General features: G+C 52.7%; 15 protein-coding genes. 3 read left to right on the top strand and 12 right to left on the bottom strand.

The features are described 5' to 3' along the window. Positions 1 to 69: 69 nt before the first annotated feature. Positions 70 to 2,115 carry an ATP-dependent zinc metalloprotease FtsH gene (gene ftsH, locus B5E77_RS00845; protein WP_087163493.1) on the bottom strand — a complete coding sequence of 682 codons (2,046 nt, stop codon included), beginning with the start codon at positions 2,113 to 2,115 and terminating at the stop codon, positions 70 to 72. Between the two features lie 407 nt (positions 2,116 to 2,522). On the opposite strand from ftsH, the gene B5E77_RS00840 reads away from it, so the two are divergent. Then, complete coding sequence (locus tag B5E77_RS00840; protein WP_087163492.1) at positions 2,523 to 4,142, top strand: CTP synthase; 1,620 nt, start codon at positions 2,523 to 2,525, stop codon at positions 4,140 to 4,142. Positions 4,143 to 4,293: 151 nt separating this feature from the next. On the opposite strand, the gene B5E77_RS00835 is transcribed toward B5E77_RS00840, so the two are convergent. Genes B5E77_RS00835 through galE form a run of 3 tightly spaced genes read right to left on the bottom strand, consistent with a single transcriptional unit; the run spans position 4,294 to position 8,317 of the window. Then, positions 4,294 to 5,748, bottom strand: coding sequence for a DUF1846 domain-containing protein (locus B5E77_RS00835; protein ID WP_087163491.1), 1,455 nt, complete (start codon positions 5,746 to 5,748; stop codon positions 4,294 to 4,296). Between the two features lie 20 nt (positions 5,749 to 5,768). Continuing rightward, entirely contained in the window at positions 5,769 to 7,295 is a 1,527-nt protein-coding gene (locus B5E77_RS00830) for an ArnT family glycosyltransferase (RefSeq protein ID WP_087163490.1), read from the bottom strand. 2 nt (positions 7,296 to 7,297) lie between these two features. Continuing rightward, entirely contained in the window at positions 7,298 to 8,317 is a 1,020-nt protein-coding gene (gene galE, locus B5E77_RS00825; protein WP_087163643.1) for a UDP-glucose 4-epimerase GalE, read from the bottom strand. Positions 8,318 to 8,607: 290 nt separating this feature from the next. Here galE and B5E77_RS00820 point away from each other — a divergent pair, with 290 nt between their 5' ends. After that, positions 8,608 to 9,915, top strand: coding sequence for a TrkH family potassium uptake protein (locus tag B5E77_RS00820; RefSeq protein WP_087163489.1), 1,308 nt, complete (start codon positions 8,608 to 8,610; stop codon positions 9,913 to 9,915). Between the two features lie 19 nt (positions 9,916 to 9,934). Further along, positions 9,935 to 10,603: a potassium channel family protein gene (locus tag B5E77_RS00815; protein WP_087163488.1), complete on the top strand. Its 669-nt coding sequence runs from the start codon at positions 9,935 to 9,937 to the stop codon at positions 10,601 to 10,603. A gap of 297 nt (positions 10,604 to 10,900) precedes the next feature. On the opposite strand, the gene B5E77_RS00810 is transcribed toward B5E77_RS00815, so the two are convergent. From B5E77_RS00810 to B5E77_RS00775, 8 genes are all read right to left on the bottom strand, one after another. Then, positions 10,901 to 11,941 carry a helix-turn-helix domain-containing protein gene (locus B5E77_RS00810; protein ID WP_087163487.1) on the bottom strand — a complete coding sequence of 347 codons (1,041 nt, stop codon included), beginning with the start codon at positions 11,939 to 11,941 and terminating at the stop codon, positions 10,901 to 10,903. A gap of 165 nt (positions 11,942 to 12,106) precedes the next feature. Continuing rightward, positions 12,107 to 14,653, bottom strand: coding sequence for a hybrid sensor histidine kinase/response regulator (locus B5E77_RS00805; protein ID WP_087163486.1), 2,547 nt, complete (start codon positions 14,651 to 14,653; stop codon positions 12,107 to 12,109). Further along, positions 14,646 to 17,213: a hybrid sensor histidine kinase/response regulator gene (locus B5E77_RS00800; protein ID WP_087163485.1), complete on the bottom strand. Its 2,568-nt coding sequence runs from the start codon at positions 17,211 to 17,213 to the stop codon at positions 14,646 to 14,648. Before B5E77_RS00800 ends, B5E77_RS00805 begins: the two co-directional genes overlap by 8 nt. After that, positions 17,210 to 17,569, bottom strand: a complete 360-nt coding sequence (locus B5E77_RS00795; protein ID WP_162609611.1) for an Hpt domain-containing protein — start codon at positions 17,567 to 17,569, stop codon at positions 17,210 to 17,212. Before B5E77_RS00795 ends, B5E77_RS00800 begins: the two co-directional genes overlap by 4 nt. Positions 17,570 to 17,602: 33 nt before the next feature. Then, the gene (locus tag B5E77_RS00790; RefSeq protein WP_087163483.1) at positions 17,603 to 18,715 is read right to left on the bottom strand and encodes an HD domain-containing phosphohydrolase; all 1,113 of its coding nucleotides are present in this window, start codon (positions 18,713 to 18,715) and stop codon (positions 17,603 to 17,605) included. Further along, positions 18,693 to 20,015: a sensor domain-containing diguanylate cyclase gene (locus B5E77_RS00785; protein ID WP_087163482.1), complete on the bottom strand. Its 1,323-nt coding sequence runs from the start codon at positions 20,013 to 20,015 to the stop codon at positions 18,693 to 18,695. The genes B5E77_RS00790 and B5E77_RS00785 overlap by 23 nt, the downstream gene beginning before the upstream one ends. Positions 20,016 to 20,334: 319 nt before the next feature. Continuing rightward, positions 20,335 to 21,387: a galactitol-1-phosphate 5-dehydrogenase gene (locus B5E77_RS00780; protein ID WP_087163481.1), complete on the bottom strand. Its 1,053-nt coding sequence runs from the start codon at positions 21,385 to 21,387 to the stop codon at positions 20,335 to 20,337. Between the two features lie 8 nt (positions 21,388 to 21,395). Beyond that, a complete protein-coding gene (locus B5E77_RS00775; protein ID WP_087163480.1) occupies positions 21,396 to 21,713 on the bottom strand; it encodes a hypothetical protein in 318 nt (105 codons plus the stop codon). Positions 21,714 to 21,727 lie beyond the last annotated feature (14 nt).

The following is a 21,727-nucleotide window of genomic DNA, read 5'->3' as shown; positions in this document are numbered from 1 at the left end:
CCCTCTCTGTATCAGAATACGCCAGGAGGCCTCTGGAATCATGTTCCACAGGCCCCCTCTATCGCCTTATTACTTTTCTGTTTCCTCTGTTTCCGGCCGAGCAGCCTCTTCAGGCTGAAGCCTCTCTGTCTCTTTGGGCTGAGGCTGTTCACTTCCCAGCTCAGGCTGAACAGTCTCCTCCGCCGCTTTGAGATTGGCTCTTCCGTCCTTCTTTTCTGCATCCTCCGGCCTGTTCTCCTCCGGCTCCGGAATTCCCTTCACCTCACGGAAAATCTTCATGAACTCTTTGCCGGTAATTGTCTCCTTCTGGATCAGGTACTCGGCAATCTTGTCCAGTACGTCGCGGTTCTCGCTCAGGAGACGCTTCGCCTCATCGTAGGATTCCTTCAGAATCCGCATAACCTCCTGATCGACCCCGGCAGCCGTCGCGTCGCTGCAGTTCATCACAGTTCGTCCCGTCAGATATTCGTCCTCCCGGACCTCCAGACCCATCAGGCCGAATTTGTCCGACATGCCATACTGAGTTACCATGGCGCGGGCAAGGCGGGTCGCCTTCTCGATATCGTTGGATGCTCCGGTCGTCACTGTATCGAAGACAATCTCCTCCGCAGCGCGGCCTGCCAGAAGTCCTACCAGCATGGCGTCGATCTCTTTCTTCGTATTCAGGTACTTCTCTTCCTCCGGCACCTGCATCACATAGCCGAGCGCGCCCATGGTACGCGGCACGATCGTGATCTTCTGCACAGGCTCCGCGTCCTTCTGGAGAGCGCTTACAAGCGCATGGCCCACCTCATGGTAAGAAACAATGCGGCGTTCTTCCTTGCTCATGATACGGTCCTTCTTCTCTTTTCCGACCAGCACCACTTCCACGGATTCAAAAAGATCCTTCTGTGAGACGGCTTTCCGTCCATTCTTTACAGCCAGAATCGCCGCTTCATTGATCATATTTGCCAGGTCAGAGCCTACCGCTCCGCTGGTGGCCAGGGCGATGGCCTCCAAATCCACCGTATCGTCCATCTTTACATTTTTGGAATGCACCTTCAGGATATCCACACGCCCCTTCAGGTCAGGCCGGTCTACGATAACCCGGCGGTCAAAGCGGCCGGGACGTAAGAGCGCCGGATCCAGAACCTCAGGGCGGTTGGTCGCCCCGAGCACCAGGCAGGCAGTATGACTGTCAAAGCCATCCATCTCTGCCAGCAGCTGGTTCAGCGTCTGCTCCCGCTCGTCATTTCCTCCAAGCCGGGAATCACGGCTCTTTCCGATAGCGTCTATCTCGTCGATAAAAATAATACACGGGGAATGCTTCTTCGCCTCCTGGAACAAATCCCGGACACGGGAGGCTCCCACACCTACAAACATCTCCACGAAATCCGAGCCGGACAGTGAGAAGAAGGGAACATGGGCCTCTCCCGCCACAGCCTTTGCAAGCAGCGTCTTACCGGTACCCGGAGGGCCTACCAGAAGGGCTCCCTTCGGCAGCTTTGCTCCGATCTGCGTGTATTTCCCAGGATTGTGCAGGAAATCAACCACCTCCTGCAGGGATTCCTTGGCCTCTTCCTCTCCGGCCACATCCTTGAACGTCACGCCGGTATCCTTCTCAATATAGACCTTGGCCTTGCTCTTCCCTACGTTCATGCCCATCATGCCGCCGCCACCGCCCATGCGGCGCATAAGCAGGGCAAAGACTGCCCAGAGCACCAGAAGCGGAAGCAGGAAATTGACAACCGCGTTGAGAACCACCATTCCAAAGTCCTGCACCGGAGCAGAATACTCTACCCCTGCCTCATCCAGCCTCTCCTGCAGAGAATAGTCCGGAACAATGCCGGTATAGTATTCCAGATTTCCGCGGACAGCATCCGTTTCCTTGGATGTGATATTGATCTGGTTCGATTCAATCTCTACGCTTTCGACCTGGCCTTCCTCCAGCATCTGCAGAAATTCATTGTATGTGATCTCCTGCCTGGGATTTCCCCTGTTTCCGACAAGAGTCCAAAACATCAGCGCCGCAAAAGCGACGATCATAAACATCAGCAGACTCTGCCGGTTTCTGGGATTTTTATTGTCGTCTCCGCCGCCGGGCGGGCGGCCGGAATTATTGTTATGCTCTTCCATATTTCTCCTCCTTGTGTGCCACAGCCGGCAGACTGCTTAAAAGCTGGTCCGCGCGACTATAACACTCCTATTATAATGTGTGTTTTCCCAGAAAGCAATACGGTAACCTCTGAAAATTCTATAAAGCCACGGCCCGTTTCAACGCGGAACCGGCATCCTTCCGGCCAGGCGCATAAGGCAGATCAAAAACCGTAAATTTTTCGGTGTAATTTCTCTCTCAAACACTGGATTTTTCAAAATACCCGCGCTATAATAAAGAAGTTATTTTGTAAACCATACCCCCAGTCCGCAGAGTCAATGGCGCCTCTGCTGCCTGGGGGTACTGTCTTTATCAGATGGAAAACGTCCCCAACTTCCGCGCCAGAACTTGCGGACACATCCAAATATAAAAAATGAGGAGGGTTTTTATGCCTGTAAAATACGTATTTGTAACCGGCGGAGTCGTCTCCGGTCTGGGGAAAGGAATCACCGCCGCTTCTTTGGGCCGCCTTCTGAAAGCGCGCGGCTACAAGGTCACCATGCAGAAATTTGATCCTTATATTAATATTGATCCCGGCACCATGAACCCAGTGCAGCACGGAGAGGTCTTTGTGACAGACGACGGAGCCGAAACCGATCTGGATCTGGGACACTACGAACGTTTTATCGACGAGTCTCTGACAAAAAATTCTAATGTTACCACCGGAAAGATTTACTGGTCCGTATTACAGAAGGAGCGCCGGGGCGATTACGGCGGAGGTACTGTGCAGGTTATCCCTCATATCACAAACGAAATCAAAAGCCGTTTCTACCGCAGCTATACAGAGGATGAAACGCATATCGCCATCATTGAGGTGGGCGGCACAGTAGGCGATATTGAAAGCCAGCCCTTTCTGGAGGCCATCCGACAGTTTCAGCATGATGTGGGCCACGAAAACGCCATTCTCATTCACGTCACCCTAATCCCCTATATCAAGGCCTCCGGCGAACTCAAGACCAAGCCCACCCAGGCATCCGTCAAGGATCTGCAGGGCATGGGAATCTGGCCTGATATCATCGTCTGCCGCAGCGAATACCCTCTGGATCAGCAGCTGAAGGACAAGATCGCTTTGTTCTGCAACGTGCCAAGCGCTCACGTGCTGCAGAATCTGGATGTGGAATATCTTTACGAAGCCCCTCTCGCCATGGAAAAGGAGCGGCTCGCCGAGGTGGCCTGCGAATGTCTGAAGCTTCCCTGCCCCAGCCCCGATCTCAGAGACTGGACAGCCATGGTCGACGCCCTGCGCCATCCCACATCCGAAGTGACCGTAGCGCTTGTGGGAAAATACATTCAGCTTCACGACGCCTATATCAGCGTAGTCGAGGCCCTGAAGCACGGCGGCATCGCCAGCCGGGCTGTCGTGCATATCAAATGGGTGGATTCCGAGCTGGTGACGGACGAAAACGCAGCTGAAATGCTGGCAGATGCGGACGGTATCCTCGTGCCGGGCGGCTTCGGCGACCGGGGCACAGAAGGAAAAATCAGCGCCATCCGCTACGCGCGGGAACACGGCGTCCCCTTCCTTGGGCTCTGCCTCGGCATGCAGATGGCGATCGTAGAGTTCGCCCGGCACGTCATCGGCTGGGAGGATGCCCACAGTGCAGAGCTTGATCCGAATACCCCGCATCCCATGATCCACCTGATGCCGGAGCAGAACGGCGTGGAGGACATCGGAGGAACCTTAAGGCTGGGGTCCTACCCCTGCGTCCTGGACAAATCTACAAAGGCCTACGCGCTCTACGGAACGGAAACCATCCATGAGCGGCACCGTCACCGCTACGAGGTCAACAACGACTACCGGGAAGCTCTTAAGGACGCCGGCATGACCCTCTCCGGCCTTTCCCCGGACGGGCGCATCGTGGAAATGATTGAACTGAAGGCTCATCCCTTCTTCCTGGCCACCCAGGGACATCCGGAGCTGAAATCACGTCCCAACCGTCCCCATCCGCTGTTCCGCGGCTTCGTAGCGGCTGCGCTGGAGCATGAGAAATCCAGGGCCGCTGAATAAAGCAGCTTTTTCCACAGAGTCCTCTTATCCCGGCAGCTCACGAAACAAGGAAGGGGCCGCGCCGGCTGATTACTCAGCCTGGCGCGGCCCCCGTCTCCTTCACCGATTATAGTTATCTCTGCTCCGGTTTCCGAAATCAGGATTTCTTCTCTTATCTGGGCTCTGATGTCAGCATAACACCCAGCTTCTGAAACGTCTTCTCATCCGTATCGCTCAGCATCCTGGATGTGTGAACCTGGCTTCCGCGCAGGTGCGGAAGCTGGCGCAGCGCCAAATCGGCCACTTCATTGCTCTCGGAGCTGGCAGACAACGCAATCAGTACCTCCTCCATATGCAGGCGCGGATTTCTGCTACCCAGATAATTTACCTTCAGCTTCTGGATCGGCATGATGACATTCGGCGTGATTAACAGCACATCCCTGTCAATATCAGCCAGCACCTTCAGCGCTTTGATCAGAAGCGCCGAGCATGCTCCCATCAGCTCACTGGTCTTTCCGGTGATCACACGTCCATCCGGAAGCTCCAGGGCTGCCGCCGTGTGCCCCGTCTCCTCGGCACGCCTCAGGGCAGCCTCCACAACCTTCCTGTCCTTTGTCGTGACTCCCGCCTTATTCATCAGAAGCTCAATCTTATAGGCCTCCTCTTCCTTGGCCTTTCCCCGTGCGATATTGACCAGCGTATGGTAGTACCGGCGGATAATCTCCTGGCAGGACGCCTTCCGGCATACCTCGTCGTCCACAATGCATTTTCCGGCCATATTGACGCCCATGTCCGTCGGAGACTGATAGGGGCAGTCGCCGTAAATCTGCATGAAGATGGCTTTCAGCACCGGAAAAATCTCCACATCACGATTATAATTTACCGTGGTTTCTCCGTAAGCCTCCAGATGATACGGATCAATCATATTTACATCATTCAGATCGGCCGTCGCCGCCTCGTAAGCCAGGTTGACAGGATGGCTTAAGGGCAGGTTCCAGATCGGGAAGGTCTCATACTTCGCGTATCCGGCCCGGATTCCCCTCTTATGCTCATGGTAGAGCTGGGACAGGCAGGTGGCCATCTTTCCGCTTCCCGGCCCCGGGGCCGTCACCACCACCAGCGGCTTCGTCGTCTCGATATATTCATTGTGTCCGTAGCCTTCCTCGCTGACGATCAGTGGAATATTATTCGGATAGCCCGGGATCAGGTAATGGCGGTATACCTTCACGCCCATCTTTTCCAGACGGCTCTGGAACATCTGCGCGCTGTACTGGCCCGCAAAATGCGTAATGCATACGCTTCCCACATAAAGGTTCTTGGATTCAAAAATCGCCTTCAGGCGCAGCAGATCCGAATCATAGGTGATTCCCAAATCACCGCGCACCTTGTTCTTCTCGATATCCTCCGCGCTGATAACGATCACGATCTCCACCTGATCGGCCAGCTGCATCAGCATCCGCAGCTTACTGTCCGGCTCAAAACCGGGGAGAACCCGGGAAGCATGATAATCGTCATACAGCTTTCCGCCGAATTCCAGATACAGCTTGTTGTCAAACTGGCTGATGCGTTCCCGGATATGCTCCGACTGCATCTTCAAATACTTTTCATTGTCAAATCCCTTATTCATATCTTTCGTCTCTCCCTCAGCTAAAATTTAAACATATTTGAAAACATGTACATGCCCGACACAGTCATACATATCAGGGCGGCAGCGCAGACCCCCGCAAACACCCGGCGGAACAAATTTGGCTCTCTGACGCATTTCTCCACATAAATTCCCAGAAATACCGCTCCAATCAAAGCCGTGGGCACAATATATCGAAAGTCCATCGTACAGCCGTACGGCAGACGGATATTCAGAACCACATGATTCAGATAAAGCCAAATCCAGAGTCCCAGAATCCCCCACAGATGAAGCCCTGATTCCCGGAAAAGCTCATGCACGCTGCCCTTCCGGTGCCCTGCCGCCACGCAGGCAGCAGCAAATACCGACTGAACCACCAGGATCAGATTGCAGACGATCAGAACAGCCGCAGGCCATTCCTCCACATGATGGTATTCAAACTCTCCCACAACGGCCGACTTAATCAGATAAAAGTTCAGATTGTACTCCGAAAACGGATCCAGATACACCGGCGAAAGCAGCCGCGAGATCGGAAAGGTCACAAACCGCTCTATAAATCCGTGATCGCCGCAGTATATATTATCTCCAGGCGGCAGAACATAATTCAGCCCCTGGCCAAACAGGAGGTAATTTCGGATCGGAAAATACAGGCCAATCGGAAACGCGATGCAGGCAAACACTGCAAACTGCCCGATCAGGCCCTTCCAGGTACCTTCCCGGACAGACCGCACCAGCTTCAAAAGCATAAAAAAGCCGGTATAAAACGCCAGCAGGGCGCAGGATATCTTCGTGAAGATTCCAAGGCCAAAGCTCAGAGCCAGCATGACGATATGGAAATATCCCGGCTTCTTATACCAGCGGATCGTATAAAGAATAATCCAGGTCATAAACATCGTCACAAGAGCGTCATTGTTGATCCACCCGCCCAGCATATAAAAGACAGGAAGAAAGGCTCCTATGGACAGGGCGATGACTTTGGATGTCTTACCCAGCTTCAGCTCCTTCAGGATTTTCCAGAAGGCAATCAGCGTAAAGCAGGTGGCCGCGCAGGAAACGATTTTCGTCGCTTCAAACAGCCAGACCTCATCCGTAATATTCAGCACCTTTCCTGTCACCTTCATGGCGCAGGCTGCCAGGATATGAAAAAACGGAGGATGGTAAAACTGGCCTCTGTTTATCGTCGGCAGACGGCCCGTCTCAAAAATAGTCAGGACATAGGCTGCGTGCCCATACGCATTTTCAGTCGTAATCTCACCCAGATCATGATACGCTGCATCTGTGTTCTTATACAGTACGAAGCCTATCCGCATAATAAGACCGGCCAAAAGAATCACAGAAATCAGCCTTTCGTAAGTGAGCTTCTTACAAAAGGCCAAGATCAGAGTTCCTATGCATATCAGAATCATCAGATGCCACAAAAGCGGCTGTACCAGCTCCCGGTCATTCAGCATCCCCGTCTTCATAAAAAACCAGAACACCGCTGCCAGGACAGCAAGCGTAGCCGCCTCCGGCGCAAAATCACGCGCCAGAGCGCCGGCTTTTTCTTTCATTCTCAATCCTCATAACCATTGGGATTCATGGACTGCCATCTCCAGGAATCCGCGCACATTTCTTCGATGCCATACTGTGCTTCCCAGCCAAGCTCAGCCTTTGCCTTCGCGGGATCTGCATAGCAGGTCGCGATATCGCCCGGCCGGCGGGGCTTAATCACATAGGGCAGCTCCTTGCCGCAGGCCTTGGAAAAGGCATGGATGACATCCAGCACGCTGTAGCCCTTGCCTGTACCCAGATTGTAAATCTGTACGCCGCCTTCAGATTTCTCCATCTTCTGAATAGCCGCCACATGTCCTTTTGCCAGATCAACGACATGAATATAATCACGCACGCCTGTGCCGTCCGGTGTATCATAGTCATTGCCGAAGACACCCACGCACTCCAGCTTTCCGATCGCTACCTGAGCCACATAAGGAACCAGATTGTTGGGGATGCCCTTGGGATCCTCACCGATCAGTCCGCTCTTATGCGCTCCTATGGGGTTAAAGTAGCGGAGCAGAATTACCTTCCAGTCATGGTCAGATACGTAGATGTCCTCCAGAACCTGCTCCAGCATGCTCTTTGTCTGTCCGTAAGGATTCGTGCATTTTCCCTTGGGGCACTCCTCTGTAATCGGCACGAACGCCGGATCTCCGTAGACAGTAGCGGAAGAGCTGAACACGATGTTCTTCACTCCGTGCTTTCTCATCACATCGCAAAGCACCAGCGTTCCTGCAATATTGTTATAATAATACTCGATAGGCTTGGCCACAGACTCGCCCACAGCCTTCAGGCCGGCAAAGTGAATCACAGAATCAATCGGTTCCTTATCAAAAACTTCGTTCAGCGCCTCCCTGTCAAGAATATCCGCCTCATAAAAGCTTATATGCTTTCCTGTGATCTGCTCCACACGATCAATGGCTTTTCTGCTGGAATTATACAGATTGTCCACTACCACGACATCGTAACCCGCATCCAAAAGCTCCACACAGGTGTGGCTTCCGATAAAGCCCGCACCGCCTGTCACCAAAATTGCCATCTTGCACTTCCTCCTGATTTTCCGTTTTCCGTCGGAAGGCGGGGCTGCCGTTCCCGTGCTTCCGCCCTCTTCCTTCGATAAATATACCATGCTTTCCCCTCCGGCGCAAGTAAGAACCGGAACCCTTTTCGGAAAACAATCCCATAAATACCAAAAACATTTGAAAGAATTAAGTTTTTGTTAAATTCTTTGTAAAACCCTTGTCCCTTTCCTCCTTCCCTACTATAATGTAATGACAATGTCGTTTTATATCCTGAATAATTACTAGGGAGAGGAGAAAAGAGAGGCTTATGAAACGCATTATTGAATTTTTCAAAAACCAGCCACCAGGGCGTCTGATCACCCTGGGCTTTTTTCTGGTCATTATGGCAGGAACCTTTCTTCTGCTTACGCCCATGTCTAGACGGCCTGGGGTCAGCGTCAGCTTTGTAGACGCGCTTTTCACGTCTACCAGCGCTGTCTGCGTGACAGGATTGATTGCCATCGATACCTATGATACCTTTTCCGTCTTCGGACGCGCTGTCGTCGCCCTTCTGATTCAGGTGGGCGGACTGGGAGTGACCTCCGTAGGTGCAGGCCTGATTCTGGCCGCCGGAAAGAAATTCAGCTTCAAGGGACGTTTGATGATTAAGGAAGGCTTGAATGTAGACAGCTTCAAGGGCGTTGTCCGGCTGGTCAAGTCCGTTCTGCTGATGACCTTCTGCTTTGAGCTGGCAGGAACTGTTTTGAGCTTTCTTGTATTTGTACAGGACTATCCTCCGCTGCATGCTCTGGGAAACAGTATTTTCCATTCTATTGCAGCCTTCAATAACTCCGGCTTTGATGTGCTGGGCGGACTGCAGAATCTGATTCCTTACCGGGATGACGTTCTGCTGAACCTCACTACCTGCGGCCTTATTATTTTCGGCGGTATCGGTTTCCTGGTTATCCTGGATGTGCTGAAGAACCGCTTCCGTTTCAGAAAGCTGGCGCTGCACTCCAAGGTAGTCATTACCACCAGTATCTTTCTGATCATTGCAGGAACCGTAATTCTCAAGTGTACCGATGACGTAACCTGGCTGGGCGCCTTTTTCCACAGCGTATCGGCCCGTACGGCAGGCTTTTCTACCTACCCTCTGGGCACCTTTTCAAACGCAGGCCTGTTTGCGCTGACGCTTCTGATGTTCATTGGAGCGTCACCGGGCTCCACCGGAGGCGGTATCAAGACAAGCACCTTCTTTACTCTGGTGCAGTCTATGAGAAGCGCTCTGACCAAGAAAAATTTTGGAGCCTTCCACAGGAGCCTGCCGCGGGAGACGCTTTCCAAGGCCTACCTGATTACGCTGCTTTCCCTGTGCGTTGTCTGCACAGGCACTTTTGCAGTCAGTGTCCTGGAACCGCATCTTTCGCTGATGCAGATTTTATTTGAGGTAACTTCCGCTTTTGGTACAGTCGGCCTTTCCACCGGCATCACGCCGAATCTCTGCGACGCCAGCAAGCTGATCATAACGCTGATCATGTTTATCGGCCGTCTCGGAGCGCTGACTATCATCACAATGTGGATTAACCGGCCGGAACAGCAGGCCCGTTATACGGAAGAATCTATAACAATCGGATAGAAAATAGGAGAAGAAAGCAATGAAAAAGACAAAATCTAATTTATTTGGTGTAATCGGACTGGGACGCTTCGGAACAGCCCTGGCTATCAGCCTGGCAGAAGCCGGAAAGGATGTCATCGTGGTTGACCGCAGCGAGGAAAAGGTACGGGAGCTGCGGCAATATACAGAATATGCCTTCGTAACAGATAATTTGACCAAGGAAGCGCTGACGGAGGTCGGCATCCAGAATTGTGATACTGTCATTATCTGCATTGGCGAGAGAATTGATACCAGCATCCTGACTACCCTGAATGTAGTAAGCCTGGGCGTACCGCATGTCTATGCAAAGGCTATCAGCCAGGAGCAGGGAGCCGTGCTGGAGAAAATAGGCGCCAATGTTGTGTATCCCGAGCATGATATGGCGGTCCGTCTCGGGAAGCGCCTCGTCTCCAACAATTTCCTGGATTTTATCTTCCTGGATAACCAGGTAGAGATCCAGCAGGTCCCCATAGGGGCGCGCATGACAGGCGTCAGTGTCCAGGATTTCAATATCCGCCGGAAGTATAACCTGAACATCATTGCCATCGAGCATGACCGCTCTACTGATATCGAAGTATCGCCCGATTACCGGTTCCGTGACGGAGACATCGTCGTAGTCATCGGAAAGGTGGAAAATGTAAAGAGATTTGAGCGGGATATGGCGGAATAAAGCGTATCCGGCCTGTACCTTCTGCACATGCAGGGGCAGCCGGTTCATACCGGTTTTTTGATCCCTGAGATATACGAAAGAGACCATCCTGTAAAATCCAGGCATTTATAAAGCTCCGGATTTTTATGAAATGGTCTCTTTTTATGCTCCTTATTTGCCTGGCCGTTCCTTTTATACTGCACTCTTATTTGTTAAGCGTATTTCGTATATATTCGGCCTCTTCTGCAGATAAATGCAGCAAATCCTTAAACTGCTCATCTATATCCCCTTCTGATACACCAGCGCTGCGCACAATACTTACAGCTCCATCAGCTGCTGCCACCCGGGCGATCCCTTCAGGAAATCCAGGCTTTCATCCTCCCGCAGGCTTTTCTTCAGAAGCTCCCGCATATCCGCCTTCTCTCCTTCTGCGGCTGCAGACTTGAATTTCATATGCATGTAGAGGGGAGAATTCCGGAAGCTGGCGTCCGCCCCGTCAATGCTGCCAAGAAGACGCTTCAAAACTTTCAGGCAGGCGTCCTCATCCTTTTCCAGAACCGCCAGCTCCAGCTCCGGAGCGGCGGCGCAGTATTCTCCCATATCAAAGAGCCGGGCGTTCTGCGCCTGCTTATCCGCCAGGTAGAGAGCCCTCTCCCTGTCGCCCTGGGACAGCGACAGGCTGTACAGATTGTGGAGCGCCAGGCTCACCATCGTATAGTAGGAATACAGAAGCTCTTCATAAGCCCTGTACGCCTCCTCTGTCCGTCCTGTTTTTTCGTAGACTGTGGCTCTCAGCCTCTTATACTCCGGATTCTGATCCGAGAGATAATCCAGGTATGTCTCTGCCCTTTCATACTCCTTCTTCTGAAAATACAGCTGGAACAGCGACGTGGCCGCGGAGCGCCGAATCTCCTCCTGCCCGCTTTTCAGCGACTGTTCCAGCCAGCCGCAGATATCCGCGTCGTACTGCTCCGGATTTTCCGGCTTCTCCGTGATCCGGTATGCGTTCAGCAGCTGGCCCATATACAGTATAAGCCATTCGCTGCCCGGATACTCCTGCGTCCTTTCCTTTGCCCACCGGAAGGCCGCCTCGTAGCCCTCCTTTTTTAAGCGCTCCCCAAGCTCCAGTATCAGGGCGCGGAGCTCTTCCTCCGTCAAATCCTCACGGAAGGACAAAAGCTCCTCCAGCGATACCCCGAGAAGCCGGGCGATAGGCGCCAGAAGGGTGATGTCCGGCAGGGAATTTCCATTTTCCCACTTATTCACCGCCGGGGCTGTCACGCCAAGCCTGGCCGCCATCTCCTCCTGGGTCAGATTTTTCTGCTTCCTGTACCTTCTTATCACTTCTCCTGTCTTCATATAAGCCTCCTGTCCGGAGGAAAGGAGGGGCGGCGCCTCCTCCTCCTTCCTCCTGCTGCGCGTTCTTCTGTCTCTGCTCAGGATCCCTTGCTGTACTCAGCATAACACAGGCGGCGGCCCGGCACAATTGAAGCGGATTTAACTTATAGGAATTTTTTTTAACTATCAGTTAACCGGCTCTCCGGTACGCCCGACCAGCTCCGCCAGCGTCTTGCAGAGAGCCTCGAAATCAATGGGCTTGGAAATATGGGCATCCATGCCTGCTGCCGTAGTGGCGGCGATATCCTCCGCAAAGGCATTGGCAGTGACCGCCACAATCGGCACCCGGCCGGCATCGGGCCGGTTCAGGGCGCGGATCCGGCGGGCCGCCTCACAGCCATCCATCACCGGCATCTGCATATCCATAAGAATCGCGTCGATCTCAAAGGGAGCGGAGGCCCGGAATATTTCGACCGCTTCCGCGCCATTCCACGCCTGCAGAAGCTCCAGTCCGTTCATTTTCAGAATCTCTGTGGCAATCTCCATATTGAGCAGATTGTCCTCAGCCAGAAGAATCTTTCTGCCCTCCAGAGAAAGTCTGTTGAAAAGCACCCGCTTCTCCTCCATCTTCCCGGCCTCTCCCTCTTCGTCCTTTGCCACCAGGAAGGGAATGGTCAGGGTGAAGGCAGTGCCTTCTCCCAGCCTGCTGTCAACATAGATCTGCCCGCTCATCTGGGTTACGAGGCTTTTCACAATCGGCATGCCCAGGCCCGTGCCGTTAATCTGGCGGGAGGAAAACCGGGTCTCTCTGGCATAAGGCTCAAAGAGATGAGGCAGGAACTCTTGCGACATTCCCATTCCCGTATCCCGCACTACAATCTGATACTGAGTACGTTCCTGATCTCCCAGCTGCCGTACCTCTACCGTAACCGAGTCGCCCTCTGACGTAAATTTAAAAGCATTTGACAAAAGATTGTTCAGAATCTGTCCCATTCGTCCGGCGTCTCCCATGACATGGGTATCCCGCAGGCCGCAGATAATACGAAGCTGCTTCTTTTCTGCCTCCGCCTGCAGGCGAAAGGAGTCCGCGCAGGAGCAGACGCACTCCCTGAGGTCAAAGGACTGGTTGTTCAGGACAACCTTCCCCCGCTGCAGGCGGGACATTTCCAGAATATCATTCACCAGGTCCAGAAGCTGCCTGCTGGAGTAGGAAATCCTTTCCACATAGCTGCGTACCTTCTCTTCGTCCCCTGCATTCTGAAGGAGCAGATCCGAAAGGCCCAGAATCGCATTCAGAGGCGTACGCATATCGTGGGACATGTTGTTAAAGAAGGCCTGCTTGGATTTCTCACTCTGGCGCGAGCTGGCCAAAGCGTCCTCCAGGAGCTTTCTCTCCTGAAGCTGTCCCCTCTTTTCCTGCTCTACCTCCCGGAAGCTCAGCACAGCCTCATCGGAGGATAGCATCTCGTCAAAGAGCACCCGTACATTCACCCAGCGGTATTCGTCTCCGAAGAGTCTCTGAAAATCGCCTCCGAAATCCCGGATGTCATTGGAGACCAGATTCCGGATGCTCTCAGAGGAAAAGCTCTCCCGAAATTCCCGGAAGGCCGCAGGCTCAATCACCGCTCCAGCCACCTTCAGAAGCTCCGGATAGGATCCCTTCAGGGGCAGATGGCTGCGCACATAGTCTGAGCCCTTAATCATCTCATATGTGTCATCCTCATAGTTGATACGGTACAGGGCATAATAGGAATTGCTCAGCGCCCGGATCGTCTCGCCTGTACGCTCTACCTCATAGTCCATCCGCAGATTCCGCAGGGTAAACAGCACAAGGCTGACAATCCCTACCAGCATCACCAGGCCGAACAGCGCGACAAAACGGTTCAGCTGGGCCAGGATAGATTCAAAGGGCACCGTAATGATTACAAGCCAGCCCGTATTCATTTCATCATAATAGACCCCGCGCCTGCTGCCCTCCAGATCCGTCACATAAGCGTCGTAGGCCTCCAGCTCGCCAGTCCTGATTCCCTCGCAGAGCCGGTTCACATACTGCTGTACCTCTTCTCCCGTACCGTGCATGGCAGTATCTGCATAGATCAGGCGGCCCTTTCTGTCACAGATATAAATGGAATCATTTGGAGAAAGCTCCGCCCGTTCATGATGAAACTGAATATTCTCAGGAAAGATGTCAAAGGCAAAGACCGTGTCGCTGTTCTGACATTTCTGCGCCATGGTAATCACAGGCCGCCTGTAAATCGCATCTACATACACGTCCGTAAAAATAACCTCTCCATCTGAGCTCAGAGCCTTCTGATACCACTCCGTATCCTGATAGCTGTAGCTTTCGTCTCCCTCCCACGGATTGGCAGCCAAAATATCTCCCTGATATACCACATAGGGATCGATGGCGTTCTCCCCGAAAATTCTCTGAAGCCGTTCACAGTATTTGCTGATCCAGCCGCGGATTTCTTCACTGGTTTCCCCGTCCTGCACATGCACGTCAATGCTTTCTGTCCCGTACCTCATCAACGCCGTATAGGCATTCATCTCCGTCTCCACATCCGAGGTGTAAAGCCGGGTGGCGCTGGTTCCCATTCTCTGATAGCTTTGCAGCAGATTTTCCCGGAGAAATACATAAAAAACGCCCGCGCTCACCAGCAGGATTGCAGTCAGCAGAAATGGCAGCTTCAGCTTCTCCAGGATGTGATATCGTTTCTTCCTTCGCTCACTCATGACCTCCGCCTCCCGTCTGCCTTCCGTCCGGAAGCTCTGCCAGCGTCCTGCACAGCAGCCTGAAATCTATAGGCTTTGAAATATGAGCATTCATTCCCGCTGCGGCAGTAGCTGCCAGATCCTCTGCAAAGGCATTTGCCGTAACCGCAATGATCGGCACCGTGGCCGCATCCTTACGGTGCAGCCGCCGGATAGCCCGGGCTGCCTCGCAGCCATCCATCACCGGCATCTGCATGTCCATCAAAATTACATCAAATTCTCCCTCTGCAGACGAGCGAAAAAGCTCCACCGCCTGCTGCCCATTCCAGGCCTGTATCGTCTCTGCCCCATACATATCCAAAAGCTCACAGGCTATTTCCATATTGATCTCATTATCCTCCGCAATCAGAATCCTTTTCCCTGTAAGCAGGCAGCTGCCAGGATCCGTCTCCGTACCGGGCTCTTCCTCTGCCGCTGTTCCCGCTCTCTGCCGGGCTGCGTCCCCCTGCTCCATTCCCAGAAAGGGCAGAGTCACCGTAAACACAGTCCCCTTTCCCAGCTGGCTCTCTACCGAGATCTCGCCATCCATCTGCGTAATCAGATTTTTTACAATCGGCATTCCAAGCCCCGTTCCGGACACATTTCTGGCGCCGAACCGCACCTCTCTCTCATAAGGGACAAAAATCCGCTCCAGAAATTCCTCCGACATACCGGCTCCTGTGTCAGACACCGTAATCCGGTACTTTGTATATTCCTGATGCTCGATCTCACAGACAGCAAGGCGGATACTGCCGCCTGACGGGGTAAATTTCACCGCATTGGACAGAATATTGTTCAGTATCTGAGTAAGGCGGGAGGAATCTCCGTACACCTCCTCCGTCTCCAGCTCAATTTCCTCTGAAAAATGTTTTCCCTCCTGCTCCGCCTGAGAACGGAACAGCTCCGCGCAGTCTGTAATGCAGGCTCTCAGATTAAAGTGGCTGTTCTCCAGCGTCACCTTTCCGCTCTCCAGCCGGGACATCTCCAGGATATCATTGATAAGCCCCAGAAGCTGGCGGCTGGAATAATTGATTTTTCCCATATACTCCTGCATTTTCTCCGGAGCATCCACATGTCTGCCCGCGAGCTCTGAAAGTCCTATGATGGCGTTCAGAGGCGTACGCATATCATGAGACATATGGGAGAAGAAGGCATTTCTATCCTCTCCGCTCTTTCTGGCTGTCTTAAGCGCCTCCTTCAAAAGCTCCATATGCTGCAGCTGCTCCCGCTTTTCCTCGTCCACCTCCCGGAAGCAGAGCACCGCCTCATCCGGATTCAGGGATTCGTCAAAGAGCAGCCTCACATTCACCCAGCGGTATTCTGTTCCGAACAGCCTCTGAAAATCGCCTCCGTAATCTCTGGTTCTCGTCTTTACCAGGCTGCGTATATTATTGATGGAAAAGCTGCGGCGGAAATCCTCGAACACCTCCGGCTGCATCACCTCGCCCATGGTCTGCATCAGAAGCTCGTAAGGGCCCTGGGCAGGAATCCTCTGCCTCACATAGGCAGAGCCCTTGATCATATCATAGGCAGCTCCCGCAAAGTCCACCCGGTAAATGGCATAATAGGAATTTCCCAGCGCGCGCACGGTATCGTTCGTCCTGCGGAAATTGCGATCCATGGCATACTCTCTCATTCCCATGACAATCAGAAATGCGAGAAAGACCAGGAGAATGCCCGCATACCACAAGGAGATGGTCCGGACTCCTCCGATCAGCGAACGGTAGGGCATGGTGATAATAGAGATCCAGCCATTGTCCGCCACATCATAATAGGCCGCTCTCTTTTCCCCTGTATTTTCATAGGTATAGGTCTGGTAACGGGCCTCTCTTCCCGGAGAAATATCAGAAATAATGTCATCCAGATAGCCCTGAAGCACTTCATCCGGCACGTCCAGCCCGGTATCCTTATAAAGCAGTGTCCCGGAGGAATCACACAGATAATAATAATACCCCTCCGGCAGCCGTCCGCGCAGCGCCTCCCCGGAGAGGTTTTCCGGAAAAATATCAAAGGCAACCACATTGCCCGGCTCCTGCGTCTCCTGTGCCAGCGTCACCACAATTCTTCCGGAAATGGAGTCCCGGTATCCGTCCGTGAAAATAATCTCTCCGTCCGCCTCCAGAGCCTTCTGATACCAGACTGCGCCCTCGATGCCAAAGCTCCGGTCCCCCTCCCATGGATTTGCCGCCACAATCTCCCCATCGATGACCGCGTAAGGGTCAATGACGTCCTCTCCCAGAGTGGTGCTGACATTTTCCAGATACGCCCTGATCCAGGCTTCCGGATCATTGCTTTGAGCCAGCTGCTGATCGATGTATCTGGTACACTGGCGCATCATGGTTTCATAGACGATCAGATTTCTGGCCCCCTCCACAGAGTAGCTGTAGGCCATCTCCCGTCCCATACGGCCCGCATTATCCAGAAGAATCCCCCGTATCACCACAAGACTGCAGATCCCCATAACCACCAGGGCGATCCAGACCGCCGCCCTTCTTCGGATTCCATAGGCTGACGCTCTCTCCTGCCTCTTTTCCGGCGTCATATTTTCAGCTCCTCCAGCACAGCCCGTATCTCTTCAAAGGCTCCCGAAAGCTCAGGCAGCAGCTTCCGGGCAGCCTCCAGATCTCCACAGCGCAGCGGCTCCACCACAGCCGCCACCCTGCCATACAGGCAGTTGAAGGACAGATTCCCAGATACGCCCTTCAGTGTATGGGCAGCCGCAAAGGCCGCCTTTGTATCCCCTTTTTCCATGGCCTTTAAAAGCTCCTCATAGTTCCTGTCCTCCAGAAATCTGCCAGCAAATCTCAGATACAGGCCCTCATTTCCCATAAACCGTTCCAGGGCGCTGTCCAGATCCACACCTGCACCGAGCAGCTTCTTCCGTAATGCTTCGTTCATCTCCTGTTCCTCCATTCTGCCGCGCCGGCCTCTTTAGTCTCTCACGGCCTCTTCCCTGGCTGTCAGGTAGAATGACCGCAAATTCCTCTCCGCCTCCATAAAATAATACAGAAGCTCGGGATTGAAGGCTCCGCATTCCCCGTCTGCAATCATCCGCACTGCTGTATCTGGATCAAAGGCCTTCTTATATACGCGCTCGCTCACAAGCGCATCGTACACATCCGCCAGCGCCACCACCTGGGACCAGATAGAAATCTCGTTTCCCTTCAGTCCGTCCGGATAGCCCTTCCCGTCCCAGCGCTCATGGTGGTGGCGGGCAATATCACAGGCATAAGGGTAGACCCTGTGGTTCTTCAGCTGCGGTATCTTTTGCAGCAGAGCTGCTCCCAGGATCGTGTGATGCTTCATAATCTCAAATTCATCCTTTGTCAGCCTGCCAGGCTTATTTAAAATAGAATCTGTAATGGCAATTTTCCCCACGTCATGCATGACGGCCGCCAGAGCAATCAGCTCTGTCAAATCCTCCGGAATTCCTTTGCCCAGAGGCGTCCTTCCCAGCATATACTGCGTGATACCGCTGATTCTCCGGACATGATCTCCAGATTCCCCGCTGCGGAATTCGATCGCTGTGGCAAGCGCCTCCACCATGCCCTTATTCAGCTTCAGAATCTCCATCTCCCTCTCTGTCAGCTTCTTCTGCTGAAGCTGAACCAGATCCGCCATTTTCCTTCTGGACAGAAACAGCTCTACCACCGAATCTACCCTCCTGCGGACCAGATAAGGAATTACAGGCTTACTGATCACATCCATGACACCCAGATCATAGCCCCTTTTCAGCGTTGCTCCACTGGCATCCGCCGTAATCAGAAATACCGGAGCTGCCGGGAGAAGCGCTCTCCTTTTCAGCTCCTCCAGAAGCTCCATCCCATCCATCACAGGCATAACCACATCCAGAAGAATTCCGCAGATTCTGTCTCCATGCTCCAACAGCATCTTCAGACCCTCCTGCCCGTTTTCCGCCTCCTCTATCTGATAAGCATCTTTAAAAATCTCCTTCAGAATCACTCTGTTCAATTCATCGTCATCCACAATCAGAAGCGTATCCGGCATATTTTCTGTCCTGTCATATCCCATCGTGCTGTCCATAATCCTTCTCCTTAATAATCTGATACTTATTTTTTCCGGATCTCTTTGCCGCATACAAGGCCCGATCTGCCATACTGTAAAAATCGGAATAGCTGCTCTTTTTACTCCCTATAAAAATGCCTGCGCTGCACTGGATCTGAATTCCCCTTTCCTGCTGCTCTCTCAGCCTCCCATACAGCCTTTCCATAATCCTTTCCGCCGCCAGCTCGGGCTGGGAAGAATTTCCGGCAAATCCGATAAACTCATCGCCGCCCATACGGTAGACAATATCGCTTTTCCGAAATACACTCTTCAGGGTCAGCGCAAACTGCTTCAGGACCTCGTCCCCCTTCAGGTGGCCATAGGTATCGTTGATCCGCTTGAAGTTGTCAATGTCAATCAAAAACATCACTGCATTTTCCTGCTCCTTCAGCTTCTCCAAAGCTTCCCTTACAAGTGCTCTTCCAGTCTTTACATTATAGAGCTCCACCAAGGGATCGTACATAGCTTCCTTCTTCAGGGCCGCCTGATCGCGGATCAGACGTTCCGCATTCCTGAAATACCCCACTACACGCAGGCGCCCCGTCTGCTGCTCCTTATAAGCAGAGCTGCTGACCGCATACCAGCGGTAGACATCATGTCCGTCCAGGCACGCCTGGATATGGAACTCCACAGCCCTTTTCCCTCTGCGCAGCTCTTCAAAGGCGTCCTCGATCCGTTCCTTATCCTGCTCCCGGATCACACCGCTTCTGATCAGGCCCTCCAGTCCGCCGCTTATCACCCTGCTTTTTCCGCCTATCCCATCTCCGGCTCCAAAGGTCAGGGTATTCGTCGCAAAATCATATTCAAAATCAATCTCTGTAGTGGCCTTCAGAAAGGATTTCCGTTTTTCATGCTCACGCAGAAGCTCCTGCTCCATCCGCCGGTTTTCGGTCACATCCTGGAGTACACAGCCGCAGCTTCCCCTTCGCAGAGGATAGATGTAGATCAGAAAATGCCTCTCCTGATCCGGGCTGTAATCCTTCAGAGTATGGGATGTTCCATGAAAGGCAGCATCATAACAGCACAGGAGAAGCTCCCTCTCTATCTTCCCTCTTACCGCGAGCCCCCGTTTTCCATTCAAAGCCCCATAAGGCTTCCCTGCCAGCCTGGCATAGGCTTTGTTGTGATATATATATTTATAGTCTACAGGATCTCCATTTCCATTCGTCAGGATCTCCACCGCGCAAAATGCAACCGGCATATTTTCAAGGTAGAAATCAGCAGCTGTCACCTTTCCATCTTCCTTTTCCGGATATTCCTCCGCCCTGCTTCTGTCCATAATAGAAGTTTCCTCCCGCCATACCTTCTATTCACTCAAAACACACAAATGGATATAACACAAAAGCACAGCAGGTCCTCATCTTATGCGAACTCACTGTGCCTGTCTCTATGTATTCAAGTATAAAAGAATTTCCGTTAAATGTAAAGAGAATTGTTCCTTCTCTACGGATGGTATATATATGTTTTAAACGTATATCCCAGGTGGTTTTCACACAGCAAAAAGCCAGAGAGACGCCACTGCCAAGGCGTCTCTCTAAGCTTTAACTGATTTGTATGTTTATCTCTAACCGGAAAGGAGAATAATCCCGGCTTAGACTCTAGGGCTCTATCAGAATTTTATGGAAAAACTCTGATTTGTCCGCCATAATACGCACCGCGTCCATGGTTTTTTCCAGCGGAAGACGGTGGGAGATCAGCGGCTCCGTCAAAATTTTCCCCTCATTCAATGCAGACAGCGCCAGTTCCCATGCGTGATGGGGAAATCTTTTAAACTCAAAGCTCCAGGTTCCACGGATCGTCAGCTGCTTCCTCAAGATTTTCTCGAAGCCCTCGTTGCGTATCTCCAGGGAGCCGGCAGGCCGTCCCACCAGTCCCAGCCTTCCTTCTGCTTTCAGGATGGCAAGCGCCTGGTTAAAGGCCGCCCCGGAACCGGACGCCTCGAATGCCGCGTCTACACCCTCCTGCCCTGTTTTTTCCAGGATGACTCTGAGAGCGTCCTCCTTCGAACCGCAAATGGCGTCCGTAAGCCCGATTTTCTTCGCAATCTCTGTTTTCTGCGGATCCAGGTCCACCGCAAAGACATGACGCGCCCCAAAGGCCTTTGCCCACTGGGCCACAAAGATTCCGATAGCTCCAAGCCCGAATACTGCCACATCATCTCCAAAGTGAACCTGGTTATTCTGAATCACATGAAGGGCTACGGAAACCGGCTCCAAAAATGCCGCCGTCTCCGGATTCATTCCTTCCGGAAGAAACACCAGATTGTCCTTTGGAACCTTCACATATTCGGCAAATCCTCCATCGCTGCGAGAGCCAAGAAAATCATAATGCTCGCACTGGGCGAAAGCTCCGCGTTCACAGGCCCGGCAGGTCCGGCAGGGGATCAGCGGAATCACCGCCGCATGCCTTCCCTTCCACGCCGGATCCACATTTTTTCCTGTCTCGACGACAGTTCCCCCGAATTCATGTCCGGGTATCGTCGGAAAATGATAGGTTCCTGTCGTCAGCACGCGGGGAATATCCGAACCGCACACTCCGCAGGCCTTCACCCGGATCAGCACGTCGTTCTCACCGGGAACAGGAATATCTACCTGTTCATACACAAGATCGCCAGGGGCGTGCAGCACTGCCGCCCACATCTTTCCTTCCATGCTCTTCTCTATCCTTTCTCTTTTTCAGACTCAGAGGCTACCAGAAGCAGAAAATCATCCCGGTAGCGGCTGCTGTCCGTCTTTACTGTCGCACCAAACTGTGATACCGCCATCTCAAAAAGTCCCAGAAGCAGAAGCGGATCTTTTGTAAGCTCTCCGTTCTGCCGGATCAATTCATTCATTTTGATATCCAGCGCCACAATCTGCTTTTCATATGCGCTCAGGCAGCTTTTCCCGGATGCCGTATGAACTTTCCCAAATATTTCCTCTTGATGGGAGACAAAAAACTGTATAAAATTAATCCGTTTCTTCTTTCTTCCAGCCATGCTTCTCACCCTGT

The organism is Lachnoclostridium sp. An131 (genome assembly GCF_002160825.1).
GTDB lineage: Bacteria > Bacillota > Clostridia > Lachnospirales > Lachnospiraceae > Laedolimicola.
Note: the sequence above shows the minus strand (reverse complement) of the source record. Positions and strands in the feature narration are given on the sequence as shown.